This window comes from Rickettsiella endosymbiont of Litargus connexus (assembly GCF_964277335.1).
Taxonomy (GTDB): Bacteria; Pseudomonadota; Gammaproteobacteria; order Diplorickettsiales; family Diplorickettsiaceae; genus Aquirickettsiella; species Aquirickettsiella isopodorum.
This window is the reverse complement of sequence record NZ_OZ195516.1, coordinates 263,615-289,043: the sequence shown is the minus strand read 5'-3', so window position 1 is coordinate 289,043 and position 25,429 is coordinate 263,615. Positions and strand designations below refer to the sequence as shown.

The following is a 25,429-nucleotide window of genomic DNA, read 5'->3' as shown; positions in this document are numbered from 1 at the left end:
ATTTATTTAAATTAATTGGTTATGAAATTTAAAGAAAAACCTATGTACCCAAATTGTACCAGCTGAGATTTAATACACTTAAACTACTGTAGTTTTCAGTAGCTTATTAAGTTTGCAAAGTATCGCAAGTGTTTGATTATTTAGGTTAAATGACGGATTATGAGTCCACTTCTTCAACCAACTGAGCTATGGGCCCTTCACAAGAAAGGAGCCGAATTGTAGCTAATTTAAACACGATTAGCAATTTCGTTTTGAATCCATTCTTAGAATTTGAGCCTATTTTGTACGCACAACCAAATCTCAAGCAATTTCTTCTCTAACCTTTTGTAATTTTTATGCTTAGAGTTTATTTTATCTGTCGCTTGAAAAATATATTCGCTAACCAACCGATCTTGACAAATTTCTTCTATAATCACATACGTATCACTTATACAAGGAATGTCTATGAAACTTTTCTTATCTGGCTTAACAGTAAGTTTATTAATCTTAAGTTCAAACGCTTTTGCAGTGAGGACGGAGGAATGCCAAGCGGTTTGGAAATCTTCTTCTGCCTATAAAAGCTGCTCTCCAGGATGAGGAACAAAAGCTATAGGGAATAAATGTGGTATTTATGTGCATTGCAAAAAACCGGATGGTAGTGAAGTCGCTAATGGGAGTTACATGGCCCATTACGATCAATGGGGCAAGGATATCATTGGCTCAGATTATTCGCTATTTTATACGGTCGATGAACTTAAAAAGCTTAATAATTGGTCAATTAAAAGTAGGTTCATGCTAGCTGAATAGTTTATTCATAAGAAAAAATTAAAAACTATTCGCAGAAAATAATTATTTTTTAGTGCATTTCCTAAGGTGATGAAATAAAGTTTTTTTATTCAAAATAGCTATAAATAAGCAAATCCAGAAAATTTTTTATATTTATTCAAGGAAGAATGATGATCAAAAAAGCACGAAGAAAAATTCGTACACCAAGATCCGCCAAGAAAAAAGAAAAGCGGGTTGAAACTCACCAACAGGCGAATCACACTATTCCTATTTTAACTACGGCTCAAGGCACTGCAGTTTCTGATGATCAAAACTCTTTACGCATAGGCGAAAAAGGCCCTACCTTACTGGAGGACTTTCATTTTCGTGAAAAAATTTTTCATTTTGACCATGAAAGAATTCCTGAGCGTGTTGTCCATGCCAGAGGTTATGGTGCGCATGGATATTTTGAAAATTATCGATCTCTAGCGGAATATACTTGTGCAGATTTATTTCAGCGAGAAAAAGAAAGAACGCCCGCTTTTGTGCGCTTTTCTACGGTCGTGGGAAATAAAGGATCCGCCGATCTCGCGCGCGATGTTCGAGGTTTTGCCGTTAAATTATATACTAAAGCAGGAAACTGGGACATTGTCGGTAATAATATCCCCGTTTTTTTTATTCAAGATGCGATAAAATTCCCCGATTTAATTCATGCGGCAAAAGACGAGCCGGATAGTGGTTTTCCGCAAGCCCAAACGGCGCATGATAATTTTTGGGATTTTATATCACTGAATCCTGAGAGCATGCATATGGTAATGTGGGTGATGTCAGACCGAGCTATCCCACGTTCCTTCCGTTTCATGCAAGGTTTTGGAGTACACACTTTCCGACTGGTTAACGCTAAACAAAAATCGACCTTTGTTAAATTTCATTGGCGACCCAAACTAGGTTTGCAATCACTCACCTGGGCTGAAGCGGTAAAACTCAATGGAGCTGACCCAGATTTTCATCGCCGTGATCTATGGGATGCGATTCAATCGGGCCAATATCCGGAATGGGAGTTAGGAATACAACTTTTTGATGAAAAAACTGCTAAAAAATTTGATTTTGATATCTTAGATGCCACTAAATTAATCCCAGAAGAATTAATTCCGATTAAAAAAGTGGGCCGCCTCGTCTTAAATCGTTGCGTGGATAATTTTTTTGCCGAAACAGAGCAAGTGGCTTTTTGCACACAAAATATTGTCCCTGGAATAGACTTCAGCAATGATCCATTACTTCAAGGTCGTAATTTTTCTTATTTAGATACGCAAGTAAAACGTTTAGGAAGTCCTAACTTTGCTCAACTTCCTATCAATGCGCCGAAGTGCCCGTTTCATAACTTTCAACAAGATGGACATATGGCATTTCGTAATCTATCTGGAAGAGCCAATTATGAACCTAATTCGTGGGGGAAAACAGGAGGGCCACGTGAATTGTTAAAAAAAGGGTTTAAATCCTTTCCGGCCATGGAATCGGGCGAGAAAGTGCGATTGCGTGCGGAAAGTTTTTCAGATTATTATAATCAAGCTAACCTATTTTATATTAGCCAAACTCCCGTTGAGCAACAACACATTCAATCAGCCTTAGCATTCGAACTGAGTAAAGTCAATACCCATACTATTCAAGCCCGTGTTATTTCGCATTTACTCAATATTGATATAGCACTCGCTAAAAATGTGGCTAATCTCTTGGGCTTATCTCCTATACCAAAACCTGCTCCGGTATTTGGCATTAAGAAAAAAAAGCAATCGCGCGCACCTTCATTAAGTATCGTATTAAACCCTCCCAATACTTTTAAGGGAAGAAAATTAGCGGTAATACTCACTGAAAAGAGTAACCTTTCCTTAGCCGCTAATCTAGAAAAATTTATTAAAAAAGAAGGCGGTTTTTTAGAAATAATTGCACCTAAAATTTTAGATTTTAAAAATAAGAAGAAATTTAAACCACAACAAAGCTTCGAAACAGCTGTTTCTGCTTGTTATGATGCCATTGCAATTATTGCTAAACCTAAAGATTTGCTTAAATGTGACAAACTAAAACTATTTACTTTTCTGCAAGAGAGCTTTCATCAATGTAAACTAATCGCCTATACACCCGAATTAACTGCTCTTCTATTTAAAGAATTGAAATTTAAACCGGATCAAGGCACTGTGGCCTTAAAAAATGCAAATTCTTGCCAAGCATTCATAAAACTTTGCAGAAAACTGCGTTATTGGGAACGTAATAAAGCGTAATTTTTTATTCAGCTTTAATTAACACAACAGATTTCCGTATCATTGATTATTTTTATGTGTAAAATAGTTTTTATAATGTGCCGTCTATTTATTTACTTGCTAGTTTTTATTGTTATGGATGTTTTTGCAGAAGAAAAACCTGATAATTTTGTTTATGTCACTGAGATTATTCCTAACATTAAGCAAGATATCCGTTATTTCGGCAATAATAATTTTGTGGGTCGTCCAATTAGCGGCTATAAAAAGCCTGTCTGCATTTTAACAAGTGCCGCTACGTATGCCTTATTGAAGGTACAAACCGCACTGAATAAACAGAATTTAGGCCTACTCGTCTATGATGGCTATCGCCCGCAAATGGCAGTTAATGATTTTATACAATGGAGTCAAAATACTGGAGATCAAAAGATGAAAAATGTCTTTTATCCGCATATTGATAAAAGCTACCTTTTTAAATTCAATTACATTGCACGACGCTCAGGCCATACGCGCGGCAGCACAGTCGATCTAACAATAATTAATCTTGAAAACAACCAAGTACTCGATATGGGCACGCCTTTTGATTACCTCGATCCATTATCCCACCCTGATAATCGTGACATTACGGAAGAACAATTTCAAAACCGGATGCTACTACGCTCATTAATGATAAAATCTGGTTTTAGACCAATAAAAACCGAATGGTGGCATTTTACGCTGCAAAATGAACCTTATAAAAATACGTATTTTAATTTTTTAGTTGAATAAGATAATGAGTCAATTATTTTAGTTTTCATTTTTAAATGGCAAAAGATATTCAGGTTTTTTATTCCAAAACTTCATTTGCCATTTATGCTCATAAGTGAATAAACAAATATTACCGGTGGCTACTTTAAATGCTTTATTCTGCACCTGCTGTTCAAATAAACCAGGAATAAGTTTTAAAAAATAACGTAGCCGACCATTACTGGTAATCACTAAAATAGTATCTGTCGGATCATATTGAGTCACTAAATCATTGCTAAACTCTTTAACTTCTTTGGCCATATGGGCTGGGGATCCTGACCAACCCGCAATTTTTGGCCAAACACTTAAATTTTCCCAAGCAGACAATTCTTGACCCTCACCTATTTCCTGAATTTGGGTATTACTCAGACCCGCCCAATTACCATAATCAATCTCGTTTAAACGAGTATCTATGGTGGGCTTCAACGTAGAATGTAATTCTTCTAACACAATCACTGCATAATCCTGTGTTCTTTTTAAAGGTCCGCAATACACGGCTTTAGGGTGTATATCAATTTTTTGTAATGCTTGTGCCAAACATTTAGCTTGTAAGCGACCTGAATCCACTAAAGGTAAATCTTGTGTTGCACCGACCCATACCACCGCATCGTTTGCAGAAAAAGTATTACCGTGACGAGAAAAAATAACGTTCATATTGGCCTATCTTTCATTGACTTTAAAACGACTAACTCTCCTTCTGCTTCTATCAAACGCTCAACCCGAATAACGTCTTCGGGACTATCAATCGAAGCATGCGTATGCCCTTTATAATCTACTAACACCACTCGAATCGATTGACCATTTTCCAATACGCGTAATTGTTCGAGTCCTTCTAATTTTTCTAATGGGGTGGGTGGTAAAGCGATATATTTTTCTAATGCCGAATAACGATAGGCATACAGGCCGATATGTCGATAAAGTGGAGGGGAACCCATCTGTGTATCTCTTAAATAAGGAATCATGCTCTTAGAAAAATACAAAGCGTTTAAATCTTTATCAAAAACAACCATCGTACCTCCCACTTCACCGTTTAATTTGGCCTTTTGCATAACAGCGTATTGATCTGCATTAATTAGTGTTGCCGGCGTTGTTATTTCGAGCTTAACGTTAGCGATCATGGCATCGATTAGTGCTTGTAGAACCCAGGGCGGCGTTAACACTGCATCTCCCTGCAAATTTAAAATAATATTCGGTTTATTTTCTAACAAAGAAAGTGCAAAAAAACTACGTTCCGTGCCATTATTCTGTTCGGCCGTCATCAATACTTTAGCGCCAAAATTGATAGCGTGTCTTTGGATATCCGCATGATCGGTTGCAATATAGACTTCATCAACACTCTTAATAGTTTTAGCAATAGACCAAACTCGATAAATTAAACTATGGCCCTTAATCAACGTTAATGGCTTTCCTGGGAATCGGCTGGAAGCATAACGTGCGGGAATAATGATAACATTTTTATTCTGCATAGTGATTATTCGACTCTCCGTTTTGTTGTTCTTGCATTTGTTGTTCTTGAATCTGTTTAAGTACTGAAAAATCTTCTAATGTCGATGTGTCTTGCTCAATTTCACGGTTCACCGCAATGTCCTGTAATAAGCGGCGCATAATTTTCCCCGAACGGGTTTTTGGTAATGCCACAGTAAAAATTAAACGCTTAGGTAACGCAATAGCACCTAAAGTCACTCTAACTTGGTTAATAATATCGGCCTTTAATGTAGCTGTTGGCTTTTTTACATCATTATTTAGCACAACAAAAGCCACTATCGATTGACCGGTGATTTTATCTGGAATAGGCACCACGGCAGATTCTGCAACTGCAGGATAGCTATCTAAAGCCGCTTCTATTTCTGCAGTTCCTAAACGATGTCCAGAAACTTTGATCACATCATCCGTACGTCCTATAATCCAAATATAATTTTCTGTGTCAAAACGTGCCCCATCACCTGAGAAATAAGCATGGGGAACTTTACCCCAATATTGTGCTTCATATCTTTTGGGATCATTCCAAATACCGCGCAGCATACTTGGCCAAGGACGGCGAATAATCAAAGCCCCCCCTTTTCCCTGCTCAACGCTGAGTCCCGTCGCCGTGTCCACAATATCAACTTCTACGCCAGGTAAAGGTTTAGCCACTGAACCGGGTTTAGTCGGTATCGCTCCAGGAATGGATGCGATCATAATGGCACCTGTTTCTGTTTGCCACCATGTATCAACAATAGGACATTGCTTATTACCAATTTTTTCAAAATACCATAGCCACGCCTCTGGATTTAAAGGCTCGCCCACACTGCCTAGCAGTCTTAAACTCGATAAATCTTTTTTATCAACCCATTCATTACCCCATTTCATAAAAGAACGAATGGCCGTGGGTGCAGTATAAAAGATATTGACTTTGTATTCTTCAATGAGTTGCCAAAAACGATCGGGTTTAGGCCAATCAGGAGCTCCTTCATAGATAAATACGGTTGCTGCATTTAACAAAGGACCATAAACAACATAAGTATGACCTGTGATCCAACCCACATCGGCAGTACACCAGTAAACATCTTCTGGTTTTAAATCGAAGACTATTTTGGAAGTATAATAAGCCCCTACCATATACCCGCCAGTGGAATGAAAAATCCCCTTCGGTTCTCCGGTAGAACCGGATGTATAAAGAATAAAAAGTGTATCCTCACTATCCATAGGCTCAGCAGGACAAAAATCGCTAACCTCTGCTATCACATCATGCCACCCAATATCGCGATGAGCTTTTAACGGAATTTCAGTCTGAGTTCTTTGATAAACAATAACTTTTTCTACTAACGGGCAACTTAATAACGCTTCATCCATCACTTGTTTAATTGGGATAATCTTACCGCGTCGGTAAGCAGCATCCGCAGTAATAACCAATTTAGAGTTTGAATCTTGAATGCGGCTTTCTAGCGCTTGTACCGAATAACCGCCAAATACAACATTATGAATGCTTCCTAAACGCGCACAAGCTAAGACCGCAATAATAAGCTCCGGGATTAAAGGCATATACAGTGTAATGCAATCACCTTTTTTTATACCTAATTTTTTTAATCCATTAGAAAATTGGCAAACCGCCTCAAGTAATTCCCTATAGCTCAATTGACGTTTCTCATCTGGCTCTCCCTGCCAAATCAATGCGGTTTTTTCTGCATAATGCGGCAGATGGCGATCGAGACAATTATATGACACGTTGGTTTTACCTTCTAAAAACCATTTTGCATATGGTTCCTTCCAAGTTAATACACTTTTCCAAGTCTGCATCCAGTGTAATTCACCCGCAATATGTGCCCAAAATTGGTCAGGCTGTTCCATAGAGTGGCGATAAATCTCTTCATATTGGTCCATAGAGTTAATCCGCGCATGATCGGAAAAGTTTTTCGATGGGGGATAAATTTTGATTTCATTTAAGAGAGTATCGCGTGTTTGCGATTCATTTATAGACATATTTTATACTCCTGTTGTCAAAACGACCAAAATATGACGACACTTTTCTAAGAATACCTATCGTCACTTGCGACTACTGGATTCATCAACTAACCTTAAGGCTTAAACCAATTTAAGTAGAGGAGAAGTATTATGTTAGCGTGGGCATTTATCTTTCTAGCTATTGCTATCATTGCTGCCATTATTGGATTTACTGGTGTTTTTGCCGTAGCGGCTGGCGTTGCAAAAATTATCTTTTTTATATTCATCATATTAGCGATCATTGCATTTGTAACGATGTTATTTCGCCGACAACAATAAAAAATTATCGCTGGCATTCCATTAAAATAAAACGATACTCTGCACAATTGAATTTTTGTCTGTATTGCCGATCAGCTTGCAATTCCCTTCGCGGCACTTGTCAAAATCCAATTGCTGTGAGTCTATTGTCACTTATTCATCAAAGATTAAGCGTCGAATTTGTTCGCAAACATGGTGCATGATGTATAGGTTATGTATGCATGCCAGCTGGTTATAAAGAGACGATCCTTGTTTAAATAAAAAATGTAAATAGGCACGAGTAAAATGTCGACAAGTATAGCATAAGCACCCTGCTAAAATAGGGTTTTCATCTTTTGCGTAAATAGATTTTTTAATCAATATTCTGGATTGGTTTTCTTCACTGACAAATTCTAAGCCGTTATCTTTTTTGATAACATTCCCGTGATAAAGTGCGCCATGTCGTGCATTGCGTGTTGGTGCAACACAGTCGAATAAATCAATTCCTTTGGTGGCTACATCAATCAAATCTTGTGGATTAAGCCCTACTCCCATCGTATAACGAACCTTATTATCGGGTAATAAAGGCCGAATCCAATCGATCACTTCAACCGTTTTTTGCATATCAAAACCAATGACTTCTCCACCGATTGCAATACCATCCAGTTCTGCTGCTAAAATAAATTGTGTGCTTAATTCACGAAGATCCCTAAAACTACCCCCTTGAATAATTCCAAATATAGCTTGTTGATGACCATAAACTGAATCTGAAGCCAAGTAAGTTTCTTTTGAAGTTAATAACCAACGATGTGTACGATCCATCGCTGCTAACGCGGCGTCTCTACCGCCGTTTTCAGGAGTGCATTCATCAAAAGCCATGATGATATCCGCACCAATAATTCTTTGTGCCTCAATAGAGCTTTTGGGTGTCAAATGAATCACTTTTCCTGTATTGGGATGTTTAAAATGTGCTCCATTCGCATCAATATGACAAATTTTAGATTTTTTCGACAAGCTAAATACTTGAAAACCCCCACTATCCGTTAACATAGGCTTATCCCAAGCCATTAAACGATGCATTCCTCCGCTCGCTAAGATAACTTCCATACCAGGATTAAGTAACATATGATAGGTATTGCCACCTAAGATAATTTGCGAGCCCGCATCTCTCAGATCCTGGGGCATCATATGGTTAACAACCGCGCGTGTTCCCACTGGCATAAAAGCAGGTGTTAGCAGACTGCCATGCGCTGTCGTTATTTTAGTGACTCTAGCCTGTGAGTTTTTGCTGGATTTGAGCAGTTCGCAATTAAATTGATTATTCATAAATAGACGCATCTTATGGCTGAGAAGCTAATTTTTTTTCAATAGTGCTCAGTATTCCTCGTAAAATTTTCACTTCATTGACATCTAATTCAGCTCGGCTAAATAAGCGGCGTAATCTATCCATAATTTGTTGGCTACGCATCGGTTTTAAAAATCCAATTTTATTGAGTAGATCATGTAAATGTTGGTAAAAATATTCTTGCTGTTTGACATCTGCCAGAGGAATAGCTTTTTCCTCAAACTTAATTTCATGTAAAAAAGCCATGCGTAACTCATAACAGACAATTTGAACTGCGGCCGCTAAGTTTAAGGAGCTATAATTTGGGTTTGCAGGAATATTAATTTGAAAATGACATAATTGTAATTCTTTGTTAGTAAGACCACATCGTTCTTGCCCAAATACTAGCGCTACTTTTTGCTTCGGTTTAATCACTATTTTTTCAGCGGCAGCTCGGGCTGTTAAAGAAACCCAATTGAGTTCGCGGATACGCGTACTGGTCCCAAAGACTAAATGGCAATCCTGAATGGCTTTCCCTAAATGATCGACAACTGTCGCTTCCCCCAACACGTCAATCGCATGACTCGCACGCACTGATGCACTCACATGTGGAAAAGACTTTGGTCCAACCAGATAAAGCTGTTTTAAGCCCATGGTTTTCATCGCACGGGCTGTCGCTCCAATATTGCCGGGATCGGTTGTATTGACGAGTACGATCCGAATCTGTGAAAGAGACATGAGTTTTTACCTATAAACCTTTCGACTAACCCCTTACCTATTCGGCCGAAAAGTTTAAAATTATTTATTATTTAACAATCTAGCTTCACACAAAGGGTTGGTGGCGTCAAATCAGGCCCCAATTACTTTCAGGAGAATTTGTAGTCAAAGCATGAAGTGAGCTTCTAAAGATATTTTAGAGGCATAAGCTATGGTATCATTCTGGAACTTTTAAAAATATAATATTAGTTTTCACTTTATCGTCAATATCCATGCACCCTTTCTTAAATATCGCTGATCGCGCAGCTCGTCTGGCAGGTAAAACTATTTTAGACGGTTTACACCGTTTAGACAGACTTCGTATGCAACAAAAACAAGACAACCGCGGTGTTGTCACTGAGATCGATTTAAAAGCGGAAAAAATTATTATCTCGACTATCCAAGAAGCCTATCCAAATCATGGGATATTTGCTGAAGAAAGCGAGCCAATTAACGGTGATAAATACACTTGGATTATTGATCCGCTCGACGGAACCTGTAACTATGTCCATGATTTTCCACATTTTGCGATCTCAATTGCTATTAAAAACAACGAAAAAGACCGCATTGAACATGCCCTTATCTATGACCCCTTACGTCAAGAAACCTTTATTGCCACACGAGGGGAAGGTGCTTATTTAGATAATACACAACGCTTTACGCGTCGTTTACGTGTTAGCACACGTTCAAGTATTCCAGAATCCTTAATAGGAATTTCAATTCCTAGCCGCGGTTTCAACACACTGACTGCTTCTATTAATAAAGAAGCTTTGCGCGCCATGATGTCACAAGCGAGTGGCATACGTAGAACGGGATCGGCTGCACTGGACTTAGCCTATGTTGCTGCAGGACGCTTAGATGCTGCTTTGGAACTTGAACTCGCTCCGTGGGATATGGCAGCAGGTATTTTACTGGTTCAAGAAGCTGGTGGAATAGCGTGTGATATAAAAGGAGGTGAAAATTATTTCACCACGGGTCATATTATGGTAGCCAATCCTAAACTCTGTCCTTTATTACTACAAGCCATTAGCCGAAAACTTTAATCCTACTCATTGAACTGAACTTATGGTGTTAAGGTCTCTCATCGACACTTTTTACTGGAGGTAAAAAATTCCGTCGATCGAGACCTAATGCAACCGCGATAGTTCCTGCCACATAAATTGATGAATAAGTTCCTACCACAATTCCTATTACCAGCGCTAATGCAAAACTATGAATCATTGTTCCGCCAAAAACACAGAGCGAAAGTACCACGAGCAATGTCGTCGCGGATGTCATGATAGTACGCGACAAAGTTTGATTAATGGAGAGATTGACCACTTCGACTGCCGACCCTTTGCGTAGCTTACGAAAGTTTTCACGAATTCGATCAAAGATAACGATCGTATCATTAAGTGAGTAACCAATAACCGCTAAAATAGCGGCTAAAGCCGTTAAATTGAATTCAATACCAAATAAAGAAAAGATACCTAAAATAACGATAGGATCATGAATCAAAGCAATCGCTGCTCCTACTGCAAAACGATATTCAAAACGTAGCGCGATATAAATCATGATTCCTAATAGTGCAATAAAAACAGCCAGTGCGCCTTGAGTTGCTAACTCTCGCCCTACTTGAGGACCGATATATTCAATTTGTTTTAATTGTGCACCTGGTAACGCTTTTAAAATTTGCGCACTTAAATCATGTTGCGTAGTGTGTTGATGGGGGGCCAAGCTTATCAGTACATCACGTGAAGTTCCGTAGCTTTGCACTAAGATATCTTTAAATCCAGCGCCTACTAATTGTTTCCTTAATAAAGGGATATCTGCAGTGTGATTAAAAGAAACTTGTAATTGACTACCACCAGTAAAATCTAATCCCCAACGTAACCCTTTAGTGATTAAGGATCCCGCAGAAATAACAATTAATAGTAAAGACAAAGCCACCGCCCAGCGACGCAAGCCTAAAAAATTTATATGGGTTTGTTTTTTAAAAAATTCCACAGTTTTTACTCTTTAAAACTAAATACCAATTGGCAAACGTTTTAGAGGACGTCCCCCATAACAGACATTGATCAAGGCTCTTGTTATCATGATCCCGGTTAACATTGAGGTGAGTAACCCTAGGGTTAAAGTTACCGCAAATCCTTTGATAGAACCTGTACCTACGCCAAATAATATTAATGCGACAATTAAGGTGGTCACGTTGGCATCAATAATAGTAATTAATGCCCGATCATAACCCGCATGAATACTCGATTGAGGTGACACGCCATTGCGTAATTCTTCACGAATACGCTCAAATATTAAGACATTAGCGTCAACCGCCATCCCAACGGTTAGAACGATCCCTGCCATACCTGGTAGGGTTAACGTCATACCCAATAAAGATAATAAGGCAACCAATAATACTAAATTAAGTGCTAAGGCTATATCCGCAATGACACCAAACACTCCATAATAAACAGCCATAAACACAACAGCCAAAATAAAGCCTACCACAATAGAAATAATCCCTTTATGGATGTTTTCTGCGCCTAATTGTGGACCTATCGTACGTTGTTCAACCACATAAATGGGTGCTGGCAAAGCACCTGCACGTAATAATAAGGATAAGTTTAAGGCTTCTTGTGGATTGGTTAAACCGGTTACTTGAAAATTAGGTGGGAGTGCGGTCTGAATTCTAGCGATACTGATAATTCGTTCCACTTTACGCGGAATATGAGTAATTTTTCCCTTCACGACTTTTACACTGCTTTTAGTTTCTACATACACAATAGCCAGCGGCTTACCCACATTTTCACCCGTCACTTGATGAAAATAGCTTTCTCCTCCTCCTCCCAAACTAATACTTACCGCGGATCGTCCCGACTCATCAAAGCTCGTTGAAGCATCAGTAATCGAATTACCTGTCAAAATAACCTGTTTACTCAACAATACCGGCTGGCTTTCATATTGATAAAGTTGTGAGCCTGCAGGTATTGTATTATTGATTTCAGCAAGATGTGGATTATGAACGGTATCCACTAAACGAAACTCAATTGTCGCTGTCCCACCTAAAATTTGCTGTGCTCGCGCAATATCCTGAACACCAGGTAAATCAACTAAAATTCGATTATTCCCTTGTTGTTGAACAATCGGCTCAGCAACTCCCAACTCATTAATTCGATTTCGTAGCGTATTAATGGTTTGGTCTATAGCCAGCTGCCGTAAATTATTGAGTTCTTGATTCGACCAAACAATCCTAAGTTGTTTAGGATTATCCGTTGCTCGAGTAAATTCAAATGCTGGAAACTGTTGTTCCAATAAATTTTTTGCTTGTAATAAATTGCCTTTATTTCTGAACAAAATAGATAATTGTTTTTCTTTCGGTGTTAATTCCTTATAGCGAATACGCGCTTGTTGAAGGTTTTCGTTAATATTTTTTGCTAATCCTTGCATGCGTTGCGCAATAAGATTATTAATATCAACTTCTAAAGCAAAATGTACCCCTCCGCGTAGATCAAGTCCCAGCTTCATTGGGGATGCCCCAATAGCCTGCATCCATCGCGGTGTCGATGACAACAAATTAACCGCGACGGTATAATCATCACCCAATGCAGTGGATAAAATATCTTTGGCTTTAAGCTGGGTATCGGTGTTATTAAATCGCAATAAAAGCGTTTGCTGATTAAGCGCTTCACTAACAGGGGCAATCTGCGCTGTTTTTATCAATGCATTGACTTTAGCTTGTAAAGCTTTCAGATTTACATGCATGATCGCTGTAGAAGGAGAAATTTGTACAGCGGGCTGCTCTGGAAAAAGATTAGGTGCTGCATAAATAAAACCCAATATCAACAACACCAGTAATAAACTATTTTTCCAGAGAGGATATTTATTGAGCATAAGTGGTTTAAAACTTTATAGTCCCTTTAGGTAATACGCTAGAAACAGCTGCTTTTTGTAAATTAATTTCAACATTTTCTGCGATTTTTAAACTAATTAAATCATTATTGAGGCGGGTAATCTTACCGACTATTCCACCGGTAGTCGTCACTTCATCGCCTATCGCTAAGTTAGCCATTAATTGGCGATGTTCTTTCGCGCGTTTCGCTTGTGGCCGCCATAATAACAAGTAAAAGATGACGACAAAACCTAATAAAATTAAAATTTGAGAATATCCACTCGATGAAGGGGTGACAGAAGTTGCGGCTGATTGAGCCAACACATTAGTGATTAAAAAACTCATACTTTTCTCCTGAGGATATCAATGATATTAAGCCAAGCAATTTACCTGGTTCGTTGTCCATTCGCAAATTTTGTATGTTAAACCCATTTAAGAAAACTAAAAACTAAGTAATCCACATGGCGTCGCCATAGCTAAAAAATCGATAATTCTGTTTAATCGCCTCTTGGTAGGCCGGCATAACAGATTCATAACCTGCAAAAGCACACACTAACATCAATAAAGTCGATTGCGGTAAATGAAAATTAGTGATTAAGGCATCAATACAACGAAATTCAAAGCCTGGATAAATAAAAAGACGTGTATCTCCGAGAAATGATTTTATTTGACCATTTAAAGCCGCAGTTTCTATACTCCTCACTACCGTTGTTCCCACCGCTATAACGCGCTTATTATTTTGCTTAGTAAGAGTTATTTTTTCACACACTGCTTCTGACACTGTCACAGGCTCATTATGCATCTGATGGTCTTCAAAGCGAATACTGCGAATAGGCTGAAAAGTTCCTGAACCGACATGTAACGTAATATAAACAATGTTAACTCCCTTAGCATTTAGTTGTGCTAACAAGTCTTCGTCAAAATGTAGACCTGCTGTCGGTGCGGCAATTGCACCCGGTGCGGATGCAAATACAGTTTGATAGCGCTCCCAATCAAATAATTCATCCGGTCTTTGCATATAAGGAGGTAATGGAATATGGCCTATTTTATTTAATAGCTCTAAAATAGAAGGCACTTCTACTAAAAAAATTAATTCAAATATATTTTCCGCCCTAGCGGATATTTCTAGGCTCACACCATTTTCTAATATTAGTTTTGTCCCTAACTTCAATGGCTTACTGGATTTTAATTGCGCTAGAAATCGTCTTTTATCTAAAATACGTTCAATCAATATTTCTACCTTGCCACCTGTCGTTTTGTTGGCAAATAAGCGGGCGGGAATAACTTGCGTATTATTTAAAATTAACAAATCACCTGAATTTATAAGCTTTAAACTATCTTTGAATTTTTTATGTTGAATGGCACCTGTTTTTTTATTTAAACAAAGTAAACGACTATCGGTACGCTGTGTTGATGGATACCGCGCTATAAGTTTTTCAGGAAGTTCATAAAAGAAGTCTTCCAGTTTATATTGAGTTTTCAACATAAAGCACAATAAAAAGAAAAAAAATAAAAAGCCGCGGCTTATAAAGAAAAAACCCGCAGTTAGCGGGTTTTTAGTCGTACAGTAGCCTGGCGATGCCCTACTTTCCCATGGGGGAACCCCAAAGTATCATTGGCGCAGAGTAGTTTCACGTCTGAGTTCGGAATGGGATCAGGTGGGACCTACTCGCTAAGGTCGCCAGGCATTCATTTTGCGCCAAGTCGCTTGTCTTTTATCCGATCTCTTCGTTGGATTAACTTTTCCGTTGCTCATGTACTCGCATGTACACTCCGCTACTCAAAGTTAACCCGCCTTGATGTCAAATAAAATTCACCGCTCCTTTATCAACGGCGCCAATTCATTACTTTTAATTCGCTAAATTAATGCTTAGCGAAAATCTTTATCAAAACTAAAAAATCTGTAAAAAGTATGTGTGGATATGCTTTATTCAGCTCCAAAATGGATTCCTAAGAATAACCAGTTGGATTCTCAAATCAAGCCACACGGTCAATTAGTATGGGTTAGCTCAATACATTGCTGCACTTACACACCCCACCTATCTACGTCGTCGTCTTCAACGGACCTTTAGGAGGAATAAATCCTCGGGAGATCTTATCTTGAGGGAGGCTTCCCGCTTAGATGCTTTCAGCGGTTATCCTGTCGGTACGTAGCTACCCGGCTATGCTTCTGGCGAAACAACCGGACCACCAGCGGTACCTCCACGCCGGTCCTCTCGTACTAGGCGTAGCTCCTCTCAAATCTCCAGCGCCCACGGCAGATAGGGACCGAACTGTCTCACGACGTTCTGAACCCAGCTCGCGTACCACTTTAAATGGCGAACAGCCATACCCTTGGGACCTGCTTCAGCCCCAGGATGTGATGAGCCGACATCGAGGTGCCAAACACCGCCGTCGATATGAACTCTTGGGCGGTATCAGCCTGTTATCCCCGGCGTACCTTTTATTCGTTAAGCGATGGCCCTTCCATTCGGAACCACCGGATCACTATGACCTGCTTTCGCACCTGCTCGACGTGTTTGTCTCGCAGTCAAGCACCCTTGTGCCATTACACGCAATGCGCGATGTCCGACCGCGCTGAGGGTACCTTCGTGCTCCTCCGTTACTCTTTAGGAGGAGACCGCCCCAGTCAAACTACCCACCATACACTGTCCCCAAACCCGTTCAGGGTCCTAGGTTAGAACTTCAACTTTAACAGGGTGGTATTTCACCGGTCGGCTCCACGAATTCTAACGAACTCGCTTCAACGCCTCCCACCTATTCTACACAGTTAAATTCAAAGTCCAGTGTAAAGCTGTAGTAAAGGTGCACGGGGTCTTTCCGTCTTGCCGCGGGTACGCTGCATCTTCACAGCGATTTCAATTTCACTGAGCCTTGGGTGGAGACAGTGTGGCTGTCGTTACGCCATTCGTGCAGGTCGGAACTTACCCGACAAGGAATTTCGCTACCTTAGGACCGTTATAGTTACGGCCGCCGTTTACCGGGGCTTCGATCCGCAGCTTCACCTGCGCTGACATGACTTTTGACTTTTCTCTTCGAATTATTCTTCTCTCTAATTCATTGTCAAAAGCCATCTCAGCGCAAGTTAACCACTTCAATTAACCTTCCGGCACCGGGCAGGCGTCACACCCTATACTTCCTCTTTCGAGTTCGCAGAGTGCTGTGTTTTTGGTAAACAGTCGCAACCACCTGATTATTTCAACCTCCCTCAGCTTTTGGGGTAAACCCAATCACCAAAAAAGGTGCACCTTCTCCCGAAGTTACGGTGCCAATTTGCCTAGTTCCTTCACCCAAGTTATCTCATCGCCTTAGTATTCTCTACCTGTCCACCTGTGTCGGTTTGCGGTACGGTTCCTATAGACCTGAAGTTTAGAGAGTTTTCCTGGAAGCAGGGCATCAATTACTTCGTCATTAACCGAGGTTAACAACTCGTCATCACGTCTCGAGATTAACAAAACTCCGGATTTTCCTAGAGCTTCTCTCTACTCGCTTAAACCGGAACTACCAGTCTCCGGCTAACCTAGCCTTCTTCGTCCTCCCATCACAGTCTATAAAAGTACAGGAATTTTAACCTGTTTCCCATCGACTACGCGTTTCCGCCTTGCCTTAGGGGCCGACTCACCCTGCGTCGATTACCGTTGCGCAGGAATCCTGGGACTTTCGGCGTGCGGGGTTTTCACCCGCATTATCGTTACTCATGTCAGCATTCGCACTTCGGATACCTCCAGCAACCCTTACAGGTCACCTTCAACGGCTTACCGAACGCTCCTCTACCACATCATCGGTCAAAAACCAATGACATTCACTGCTTCAGTATTAGGTTTGAGCCCCGTTCATTCTTCCGCGCAGACCGATTCGACCAGTGAGCTATTACGCTTTCTTTAAAGGATGGCTGCTTCTAAGCCAACCTCCTGGCTGTTTAAACCTTTCCACTACGTTTCACACTTAACCTAACTTTTGGGACTTTAGCAGGTGATCTGGGTTGTTTCCCTTTTCACGACGGACGTTAGCACCCGCCGTGTGTCTCCCGTGCATCACGAACTAGGTATTCGAAGTTTGCATCGGCTCAGTAAGTCGGGATGACCCCCTTACCGAAACAGTGCTCTACCCCCTAGTCGTTAACACGAGGCGCTACCTCAATAGCTTTCGAGGAGAACCAGCTATCTCCGAGCTTGTTTAGCCTTTCACTCCTAGCCACACCTCATCCCCATCTTTTGCAACAGATGTGGGTTCGGGCCTCCACTTAGTGTTACCCAAGCTTCACCCTGGACATGGCTAGCTCGCTCGGTTTCGGGTCGACTCCTAGCGACTCAACGCCCTATTCAGACTCGGTTTCCCTTCGCCTACCCTATTCGGTTAAGCTTGCCACTAAAAGTCACTCGCTGACCCATTATACAAAAGGTACGCAGTCACTCCGCACTTTAATTACTCTGTGTACTATCTAAAATATACTTTTCGCACTTGAATTTTTTTCTGCGTTACCGCTCAATTCGCAATCTTAATGTATGGTTAATACACTCCGGTTACTCATTTTCACGGCGCCTTGTCAAAAATCCCATTGCTGCGAGTACTACTTCTAATAGTCTTCTTTATTTTTCAGTTTCATATTTCTATTCACTGGTCTACAAAGTAATTTAAGTGCGGAGCTCCTACTGCTTGTACGCAGACGGTTTCAGGTTCTATTTCACTCCCCTCACCGGGGTTCTTTTCGCCTTTCCCTCACGGTACTGGTTCACTATCGGTCAGTCGAGAGTATTTAGCCTTGGAGGATGGTCCCCCCATCTTCAAACAGGATTTCTCGTGTCCCGCCCTACTTGGTTTCACGCTTAGTCTCATTAACAGATTTTCGCCGACGGGGCTTTCACCCTCTATGGCAGGCCTTTCCAGACCTTTTGGCTAACCTATTAACTAGCTCGTGAAGGCTCTTCCACGTTCGCTCGCCGCTACTTGCAGAATCTCATTTGATTTCTTTTCCTCGAGGTACTTAGATGTTTCAGTTCCCTCGGTTCGCTTTGTCAACCTATGAATTCAGTTAACAATGACCTATCTAAAATAGATCGGGTTTCCCCATTCAGATATCTCCGGATCAAAGCTTGTTTGCCAGCTCCCCGAAGCTTTTCGCAGGCTTCCACGTCTTTCTTCGCCTTCGACTGCCAAGGCATCCACCTTCTGCGCTTATTTACTTGATTTGAGAACCCAACTCGTTACTCTTATCGGTGAACAATCTTCGTCTTTTAATTTATTTCTTCGTTGGACTTACTTTTCGAATGATCATGTACCTTACAGTACACTCCCTTCTCTAAGCACGCCCGCCTCGAACTAAATTAAAATACTTGATTTTCTAGATCAGCTTTTATTTCACTTTTTTAAGAGCAACATAAAAGCTTCTCGCCAACTTAAGTGTAAAGCTTGCAAGCTTTGACTCGTTGGATTCCTCTCTTTCTGGTTCTTTCGCTGAATGCAACATACCCTGAAATTGTTTTACAACAATTTCATTATTTCATTCTTGGAAGATCATAAAAAAATTTTACTTCTTTTATATCTTCGCGCCTTCTTACAGATTTCTGTTTTGTTAATGAACTTCTCTATAGCCGCCAAAGACGACTATGATCTCCTTTTACCTTCCTGGCTTCTTATTTTTTTCCTTCTCTTCCTTATATTCTTTCAATTCTTTTCGGGCCTGTATTGGTGGAGCCAGTCGGGATCGAACCGACGACCCTCGGCTTGCAAAGCCGATGCTCTCCCAGCTGAGCTATGGCCCCTTAATACGTAGGACCTTCGTCTTTTGTTTAATTTCTTCGTTGCGCTTGCTTATCGAATGCTCATGTACTTTCCAGTACACTCCGCTTCTCAAAGCTCGCCCGCCTTGAACTCAAACAAAATACTCGGCCTTTTAGTTCTGTACCCAAGACTACCTTTGCCCTTTTTTAATTTAGTCTTAAGCTGGTGGGTCTGGGTGGACTTGAACCACCGACCCCACGCTTATCAAGCGTGTGCTCTAACCAACTGAGCTACAGACCCTCAATCTTTTTAAGGCCTTCGTCTTTTGTTTTATTTCTTCGTTGGACTTGCTTTTCGAATGCTCATGTACTTTCCAGTACACTCTGCTTCTCAAAGCACGTCCGCCTTGAACCAAATCAAAATACTCGGCCCACTAATTCGGTTTTATGTCTATTCTGTTTATTTGAGAATCCGAAGATTCATCTAGTAAGAGTAAGCAATGTGTGTGGGCGCTTAGGCGTTTAGGGTTTATTATCTTATTTTCATAAGGAGGTGATCCAGCCGCAGGTTCCCCTACGGCTACCTTGTTACGACTTCACCCCAGTCATGAATCTTACCGTGGTCGGCGATCCCCTCTTGCGAGGTTAATCTACCGCCTTCTGGTAGAACCCACTCCCATGGTGTGACGGGCGGTGTGTACAAGGCCCGAGAACGTATTCACCGCGACTTGCTGATTCGCGATTACTAGCGATTCCAACTTCATGGAGTCGAGTTGCAGACTCCAATCCGGACTACGAGACGTTTTAAAGGATTGGCTCCCCCTCGCGGGTTGGCTTCCCTCTGTACGACCCATTGTAGCACGTGTGTAGCCCTACCCATAAAGGCCATGATGACTTGACGTCGTCCCCACCTTCCTCCGGTTTATCACCGGCAGTCTCCCTTAAGTTCCCAGCATAACCTGTTGGCAATAAAGGATAAGGGTTGCGCTCGTTACGGGACTTAACCCAACATCTCACGACACGAGCTGACGACAGCCATGCAGCACCTGTCTCTTGGTTCCTTTCGGCACAAAGGCATCTCTGCCTTCTCCCAAGGATGTCAAGGGTAGGTAAGGTTCTTCGGGTTGCATCGAATTAAACCACATGCTCCACCGCTTGTGCGGGCCCCCGTCAATTCCTTTGAGTTTTAACCTTGCGGCCGTACTCCCCAGGCGGAGAACTTAACGCGTTAGCTTCGCTACGTCATGCAGAGATTGCTCCCTACACATCACAGCCAGTTCTCATCGTTTACTGCGTGGACTACCAGGGTATCTAATCCTGTTTGCTCCCCACGCCTTCGCGCCTCAGTGTCAGTTAAGATCCAGGTTGTCGCCTTCGCCACTGATGTTCTTTCCGATATCTACGCATTTCACCGCTACACCGGAAATTCCACAACCCTCTATCTCACTCGAGTTAATCCGTTTTCGACGCAATTCCCAGGTTAAGCCCGGGGATTTCACATCAAACCTAATTAACCACCTACACGCCCTTTACGCCCAGTCATTCTGATTAACGCTTGCACCCTCTGTATTACCGCGGCTGCTGGCACAGAGTTAGCCGGTGCTTATTCTGCGGGTACCGTCATAACAGTTGCGTATTCAACAACTGCCTTTCTTCCCCACCTAAAGTGCTTTACAACCCGAAGGCCTTCTTCACACACGCGGCATCGCTGGATCAGGGTTGCCCCCATTGTCCAAGATTCCCCACTGCTGCCTCCCGTAGGAGTCTGGGCCGTGTCTCAGTCCCAGTGTGGCTGGTCATCCTCTCAGACCAGCTACGGATCGTCGCCTTGGTAGGCTTTTACCCCACCAACTAGCTAATCCGACGTAGGCTCACCCCAGAGCGCAAGGCCTTTCGGTCCCCTGCTTTTGATCTCTCGATATCATGCGGTATTAGCCCGAGTTTCCTCGGGTTATCCCACGCTCCAGGACAGATTCCTACGCGTTACTCACCCGTCCGCCACTCGCCACCCATAAAGACCGAAATCTTTACTGTGCTGCCGTTCGACTTGCATGTGTTAGGCATGCCGCCAGCGTTCAATCTGAGCCAGGATCAAACTCTTCACTTTTTTGTTTAATCCCGTCTCACTCAAATTATGATCTCTCACAATCTCAGCGCTCGGTTTGCTAATACTTATAACTACCAAAATTGCTTCTAATAGCCCTCATATCAGCTCTTGCCAAGCGCCCACACACTTTGCTTACTGCTTTAATTTGTTAATGAACTTCTTTAAGATTTTCTTTGGCGCTTCTTAGCTTTTTATTCTAAGTACTTCCTAAGTTTCTCTTCTCTCCCTCAAGCCAAAAACTCAAGAGCCCGCGAATTCTACCTCATACATCTTTTCTGTCAAGCGGAATGTTAATTAAAAAAATAATCCGGTCAGGCGTTGCCCTTTTCAATTTTTACTTAGCTTATCTTACAAAGACAATTACAATCTATTAAATTCAGCATTTCATTCATTTTTAATAGCAATCGAGTCGTTCATTAATTACCAATTAATCGATGTTATAATTAGTGATTACTATTAAGAACTAATGTTTTTTTAACTATTTGTACAATTTACATTAAGAGAACTTTATGGGACCTATTATACTGGATCTAACAGGTTTAGAACTCACTTCTGAAGAGCGTGAAATAATAAAGCATCCTCAAGTGGGTGGAATTATTTTCTTTCAACGTAACTTTGAATCAATTTCTCAACTGCAGCACTTAATTTCGCAAATTCATTTACACAGTAAACAACGACTTTTATTAACGGTTGATCAAGAAGGAGGAAGAGTTCAACGTTTTCAAGAAGAATTTACGCGGCTGCCCGCTTTAGGATTAATTGGTGCTCGTTACGACCAAAGTCCTGAGGAAGCTATTCAGCTCGCAGAAACCCATGCCTGGTTATTAGCTAGTGAATTACTAGCGGTAGGTATTGATCTTAGTTTTGCACCCGTTTTAGATTTAAATAATAATTTAAATCAAGTCATAGGTTTACGTGCATTACATAGTGATCCTACTATTGTGACTAAATTAGGGCGTGCCGTCATCACAGGGATGCATCGTGCGGGCATGTGTTCTGTGGGTAAACACTTTCCTGGACATGGTTCTGTCAGTGCGGATACTCACACGCACTTCACCGTAGATGATAGAGACTATCAAACTATTGAAGCACAGGACTTAATTCCTTTTGCTCAATTAAGTCCCTATCTAGATGGCATAATGGCTTCACATATCGTCTACAATCAGGTTGATCCGTTACCCTGTGGTTTTTCTCCTTATTGGTTGCAATCTATTTTGCGTAAACAATTAAATTTTATGGGTGCAATCTTTACGGATGATTTATCCATGAAAGCAGTACAACATATGGGAACTATCTCAGAACGTATACGACTGGCTTTACAAGCCGGATGCAATGCATTATTAGTTTGTAATTGTCGAAAAGATGCTATTTTAGCTTTGGAAATTTTAGAGCACTCTCCTGAACTCATTAAACTTTATAATTCCCAGCACTTGCAAAAATTATTTCCTCGTCGCACACTAACCCTCCCTGCTCTACAACAAACTGACGCCTGGCGTAGTGCGGTTAACCTATTAAAACCTCTATTCGAACATTAGGATGCATTCATGTTAATTCCAAGTCATATACAAGAAGTCGAAAGAAAAGCGACTCGTCTTTTTACTAAAGAAGAAATCGAAAAAGGTTTAGATAACATGGCTAAGGCAATTAGCGATAAATTAAGTGAAAGCAATCCCGTCGTCTTATGTGTTATGATTGGAGGTCTTATTCCAGCAGGAAACTTACTTCCACGTCTAGATTTTCCATTAGAACTCGACTATGTCCATGCTACACGCTATTCACAGGAAACCGTTGGGCAAGCTGAAATACTCTGGATAGCTAAACCGCGTGTATCTCTCAAAGGTCGTAATATATTGATTATTGAAGATATTCTAGATGGTGGCTTGACATTAGCTGCCATCGTTGATTATTGTCGTCAACAGGGGGCACAGACAGTATACACTGCCGTCTTACTCGATAAACAAAAAGCAGACCGTTTACCGGGAGGAACAACGTCTGCAGATTTTACCGCTATTACTATGGATCATGGTTTTGTTTTTGGGTATGGAATGGACTATAACGGTTACTTACGGAATGCTCCTGGTATTTACGTTGTCGCTCCTGAGCATGAATAATATACGCTTCGCACTTGAATTTTTGACTACGTTGCCGATCAATTCGCAATCTTGTATATTGTATACACTCCGGTTGCTTCACTATGCGGTCCCGTCCAAAAAAACTCACTTGCTATGAGTATAATTTGTCAACTATTTTTTTGAGGTCAAATAGGTTCACCATGAATAACTCATCCACTATTACTCTTAACGATGCTTCCTTTGAAAAAGAAGTATTACAAGTTGATTCCCAACCTGTGCTCGTTGATTTTTGGGCAGAATGGTGTAGCCCCTGCAAAGTGATTACCCCTATTTTAGAGGAGGTTGCCCAAAAGTATCAGGGAAAAATAAAAATTGGTAAATTAAATGTTGACGAGAACCCTAATACCCCGGCAAAATACGGTGTGCGTGGTATTCCTACATTAATCCTCTTTAAAGATGGAAAGGCACTAGAAACTAAAGTCGGCGCCTTATCGAAATCACAGTTAGAAGCATTTTTAGATAAACATCTTGCTTAACCAATGTACTCTTTAATGCAACTATTTTTCTAAGTAGGATGGCCTTAAGATAAGTACTATTGGTACTAACACTGTTTTTGGGATTTCAGGTAATTTTTTTCGCATCATTTATTTAACTATTCGTAGGGCACTATTTGTATCTCTACTCGGATATAAAATTATAAAATGAATTTTTAACACTCTCTAAATTCTTGATACTCATTCTTAATATTAATATTCCAATTAAATACTTAATACTCACTCAATTTTTACATTTCCTTTTATGAAAGAAACAATACTATGAATTTAACTGAACTCAAGAAAAACTCCCCAGCCGAATTGGTTGCCATTGCTGAAGAATTAAAAATAGATGGTCTGGGCCGCCTGCATAAAAAAGATATGATCTTTTCTATCCTTAAAGCACTAGCAAAAAGAGGAGAAGATATCTATGGAGACGGCGTATTAGAAATATTACCGGATGGATTTGGCTTTTTACGTTCTGCAGAAGGTTCGTACCTTGCAGGGCCTGATGATATTTATGTTTCTCCTAGTCAAATTCGACGCTTTAATCTTCATACTGGCGACACGGTTTCAGGAAAAATTCGTCCCCCTAAAGAATCTGAACGTTATTTTGCTTTACTTAAAGTAAGCGAAATTAATTTTGATGCGCCTGAAAATGCTAAAAATCGAGTTTTATTTGAAAACTTAACCCCTTTATTCCCTGACGAACGAGTTACGCTCGAACGCGGAAACGGTAGCACAGAAGACATTACTGCTAGAATTATTGATTTAGTCGCTCCGACTGGGAAAGGTCAACGTGGTTTAATTGTGTCCCCTCCAAAGGCCGGTAAAACGATGATGATGCAGAATATCGCACAATCGATTTCGCATAATTGTCCAGAATGCTACTTGATCGTTTTATTAATTGACGAGCGTCCTGAAGAAGTAACCGATATGCGACGTTCTGTTCGTGGTGAAGTCATTGCAAGTACCTTTGATGAACCTGCAACTCGCCATGTACAAGTCGCAGAAATTGTGATTGAAAAAGCGAAACGCTTGGTCGAACACAAAAAGGATGTCGTTATTTTATTAGACTCTATCACCCGCTTAGCGCGTGCTTATAATACTGTTATTCCTTCCTCTGGAAAAGTATTAACAGGGGGTGTCGATGCGAATGCACTACAACGACCGAAACGTTTTTTTGGCGCTGCGCGTAATATTGAAGAAGGGGGTAGTTTAACCATCATCGCAACCGCGCTGGTTGATACCGGCTCAAAAATGGATGATGTTATCTATGAAGAATTTAAAGGAACCGGAAATATGGAAATTCATCTTGATAGAAGAATAGCTGAAAAACGTATTTATCCTGCTATCCACTTAAATCGATCGGGTACTCGACGTGAAGAGTTACTGGCTAAACCTGATGTATTACAAAAAATGTGGATATTACGTAAAATTTTACAATCCATGGATGAAGTAACCGCCATGGAGTTCTTAATTGAACGCTTAAAAAACACCAAAACCAATGATGAATTTTTTGACTCTATGAAAAAGTAATTTTTTCTTCAAAT

18 protein-coding genes, 2 tRNA genes and 3 rRNA genes are annotated in these 25,429 nt (G+C 40.7%); 9 read left to right on the top strand and 14 right to left on the bottom strand.

Annotated elements, in window-relative coordinates:
• Nucleotides 1–612: 612 nt before the first annotated feature.
• The 3 genes from ACICP9_RS01245 to ACICP9_RS01235 all read left to right on the top strand — a co-directional run bounded on the left by ACICP9_RS01245 (nt 613) and on the right by ACICP9_RS01235 (nt 3,764).
• Nucleotides 613–786: a hypothetical protein gene (locus ACICP9_RS01245; protein ID WP_395498198.1), complete on the top strand. Its 174-nt coding sequence runs from the start codon at nt 613–615 to the stop codon at nt 784–786.
• Nucleotides 787–932: 146 nt separating this feature from the next.
• Nucleotides 933–3,020 (top strand): catalase, encoded by a 2,088-nt coding sequence (locus ACICP9_RS01240; protein ID WP_395498196.1) that lies wholly within the window; start codon nt 933–935, stop codon nt 3,018–3,020.
• A 114-nt stretch (nt 3,021–3,134) separates the two neighbouring features.
• Nucleotides 3,135–3,764: a M15 family metallopeptidase gene (locus tag ACICP9_RS01235; protein WP_395498194.1), complete on the top strand. Its 630-nt coding sequence runs from the start codon at nt 3,135–3,137 to the stop codon at nt 3,762–3,764.
• Nucleotides 3,765–3,782: 18 nt separating this feature from the next.
• On the opposite strand, the gene ACICP9_RS01230 is transcribed toward ACICP9_RS01235, so the two are convergent.
• From ACICP9_RS01230 to acs, 3 genes are read right to left on the bottom strand one after another with little or no spacing between them, the layout of a single operon-like run.
• Nucleotides 3,783–4,436, bottom strand: coding sequence for a histidine phosphatase family protein (locus tag ACICP9_RS01230; RefSeq protein ID WP_395498192.1), 654 nt, complete (start codon nt 4,434–4,436; stop codon nt 3,783–3,785).
• Nucleotides 4,433–5,248 (bottom strand): 3-deoxy-manno-octulosonate cytidylyltransferase, encoded by an 816-nt coding sequence (gene kdsB, locus ACICP9_RS01225; protein WP_395498190.1) that lies wholly within the window; start codon nt 5,246–5,248, stop codon nt 4,433–4,435. Before kdsB ends, ACICP9_RS01230 begins: the two co-directional genes overlap by 4 nt.
• A complete protein-coding gene (gene acs, locus ACICP9_RS01220) occupies nt 5,238–7,241 on the bottom strand; it encodes an acetate--CoA ligase (RefSeq protein WP_395498188.1) in 2,004 nt (667 codons plus the stop codon). The genes kdsB and acs overlap by 11 nt, the downstream gene beginning before the upstream one ends.
• Nucleotides 7,242–7,373: 132 nt before the next feature.
• Here acs and ACICP9_RS01215 point away from each other — a divergent pair, with 132 nt between their 5' ends.
• Nucleotides 7,374–7,541: a DUF1328 family protein gene (locus tag ACICP9_RS01215; RefSeq protein ID WP_071662040.1), complete on the top strand. Its 168-nt coding sequence runs from the start codon at nt 7,374–7,376 to the stop codon at nt 7,539–7,541.
• A 132-nt stretch (nt 7,542–7,673) separates the two neighbouring features.
• Here ACICP9_RS01215 and tgt read toward each other — a convergent pair whose 3' ends face one another.
• Together tgt and ACICP9_RS01205 are read right to left on the bottom strand one after the other, a co-directional pair.
• Nucleotides 7,674–8,825 (bottom strand): tRNA guanosine(34) transglycosylase Tgt, encoded by a 1,152-nt coding sequence (gene tgt / locus ACICP9_RS01210; protein ID WP_395498186.1) that lies wholly within the window; start codon nt 8,823–8,825, stop codon nt 7,674–7,676.
• Between the two features lie 13 nt (nt 8,826–8,838).
• Entirely contained in the window at nt 8,839–9,561 is a 723-nt protein-coding gene (locus ACICP9_RS01205) for an RNA methyltransferase (protein WP_395498184.1), read from the bottom strand.
• 251 nt (nt 9,562–9,812) lie between these two features.
• On the opposite strand from ACICP9_RS01205, the gene ACICP9_RS01200 reads away from it, so the two are divergent.
• Entirely contained in the window at nt 9,813–10,622 is an 810-nt protein-coding gene (locus ACICP9_RS01200) for an inositol monophosphatase family protein (protein WP_395498182.1), read from the top strand.
• A 28-nt stretch (nt 10,623–10,650) separates the two neighbouring features.
• Here the strand turns inward: ACICP9_RS01200 and secF are convergent, their stop codons facing one another.
• From secF to ACICP9_RS01155, 9 genes are all read right to left on the bottom strand, one after another.
• Nucleotides 10,651–11,565 carry a protein translocase subunit SecF gene (gene secF / locus ACICP9_RS01195; RefSeq protein ID WP_395498180.1) on the bottom strand — a complete coding sequence of 305 codons (915 nt, stop codon included), beginning with the start codon at nt 11,563–11,565 and terminating at the stop codon, nt 10,651–10,653.
• 18 nt (nt 11,566–11,583) lie between these two features.
• On the bottom strand, nt 11,584–13,446 hold the full coding sequence (secD, locus tag ACICP9_RS01190; protein WP_395498178.1) for a protein translocase subunit SecD: 1,863 nt from the start codon (nt 13,444–13,446) through the stop codon (nt 11,584–11,586).
• Nucleotides 13,447–13,453: 7 nt separating this feature from the next.
• Nucleotides 13,454–13,789: a preprotein translocase subunit YajC gene (gene yajC / locus ACICP9_RS01185; protein ID WP_071662034.1), complete on the bottom strand. Its 336-nt coding sequence runs from the start codon at nt 13,787–13,789 to the stop codon at nt 13,454–13,456.
• Between the two features lie 103 nt (nt 13,790–13,892).
• Nucleotides 13,893–14,927 carry a tRNA preQ1(34) S-adenosylmethionine ribosyltransferase-isomerase QueA gene (gene queA / locus ACICP9_RS01180; RefSeq protein ID WP_395498890.1) on the bottom strand — a complete coding sequence of 345 codons (1,035 nt, stop codon included), beginning with the start codon at nt 14,925–14,927 and terminating at the stop codon, nt 13,893–13,895.
• An 87-nt stretch (nt 14,928–15,014) separates the two neighbouring features.
• Nucleotides 15,015–15,130: ribosomal RNA gene (gene rrf, locus ACICP9_RS01175) — 5S ribosomal RNA — on the bottom strand.
• A 287-nt stretch (nt 15,131–15,417) separates the two neighbouring features.
• Nucleotides 15,418–18,633 (bottom strand): 23S ribosomal RNA (locus ACICP9_RS01170).
• 497 nt (nt 18,634–19,130) lie between these two features.
• Nucleotides 19,131–19,206, bottom strand: a tRNA-Ala gene (locus ACICP9_RS01165).
• Between the two features lie 182 nt (nt 19,207–19,388).
• Nucleotides 19,389–19,465 (bottom strand) — tRNA-Ile (locus ACICP9_RS01160).
• Between the two features lie 245 nt (nt 19,466–19,710).
• Nucleotides 19,711–21,271: ribosomal RNA gene (locus ACICP9_RS01155) — 16S ribosomal RNA — on the bottom strand.
• The 16S, 23S and 5S rRNA genes sit together here with 2 tRNA genes alongside, the layout of an rRNA operon.
• A gap of 509 nt (nt 21,272–21,780) precedes the next feature.
• On the opposite strand from ACICP9_RS01155, the gene nagZ reads away from it, so the two are divergent.
• The 4 genes from nagZ (at nt 21,781) to rho (ending at nt 25,415) form a co-directional block, all read left to right on the top strand.
• On the top strand, nt 21,781–22,806 hold the full coding sequence (gene nagZ / locus ACICP9_RS01150; RefSeq protein WP_395498176.1) for a beta-N-acetylhexosaminidase: 1,026 nt from the start codon (nt 21,781–21,783) through the stop codon (nt 22,804–22,806).
• Between the two features lie 9 nt (nt 22,807–22,815).
• Entirely contained in the window at nt 22,816–23,382 is a 567-nt protein-coding gene (locus ACICP9_RS01145; RefSeq protein WP_395498174.1) for a hypoxanthine-guanine phosphoribosyltransferase, read from the top strand.
• Between the two features lie 161 nt (nt 23,383–23,543).
• Complete coding sequence (trxA, locus tag ACICP9_RS01140; RefSeq protein WP_395498172.1) at nt 23,544–23,879, top strand: thioredoxin TrxA; 336 nt, start codon at nt 23,544–23,546, stop codon at nt 23,877–23,879.
• 279 nt (nt 23,880–24,158) lie between these two features.
• Complete coding sequence (rho, locus tag ACICP9_RS01135; RefSeq protein ID WP_339050874.1) at nt 24,159–25,415, top strand: transcription termination factor Rho; 1,257 nt, start codon at nt 24,159–24,161, stop codon at nt 25,413–25,415.
• The last annotated feature ends 14 nt before the right edge of the window (nt 25,416–25,429 follow it).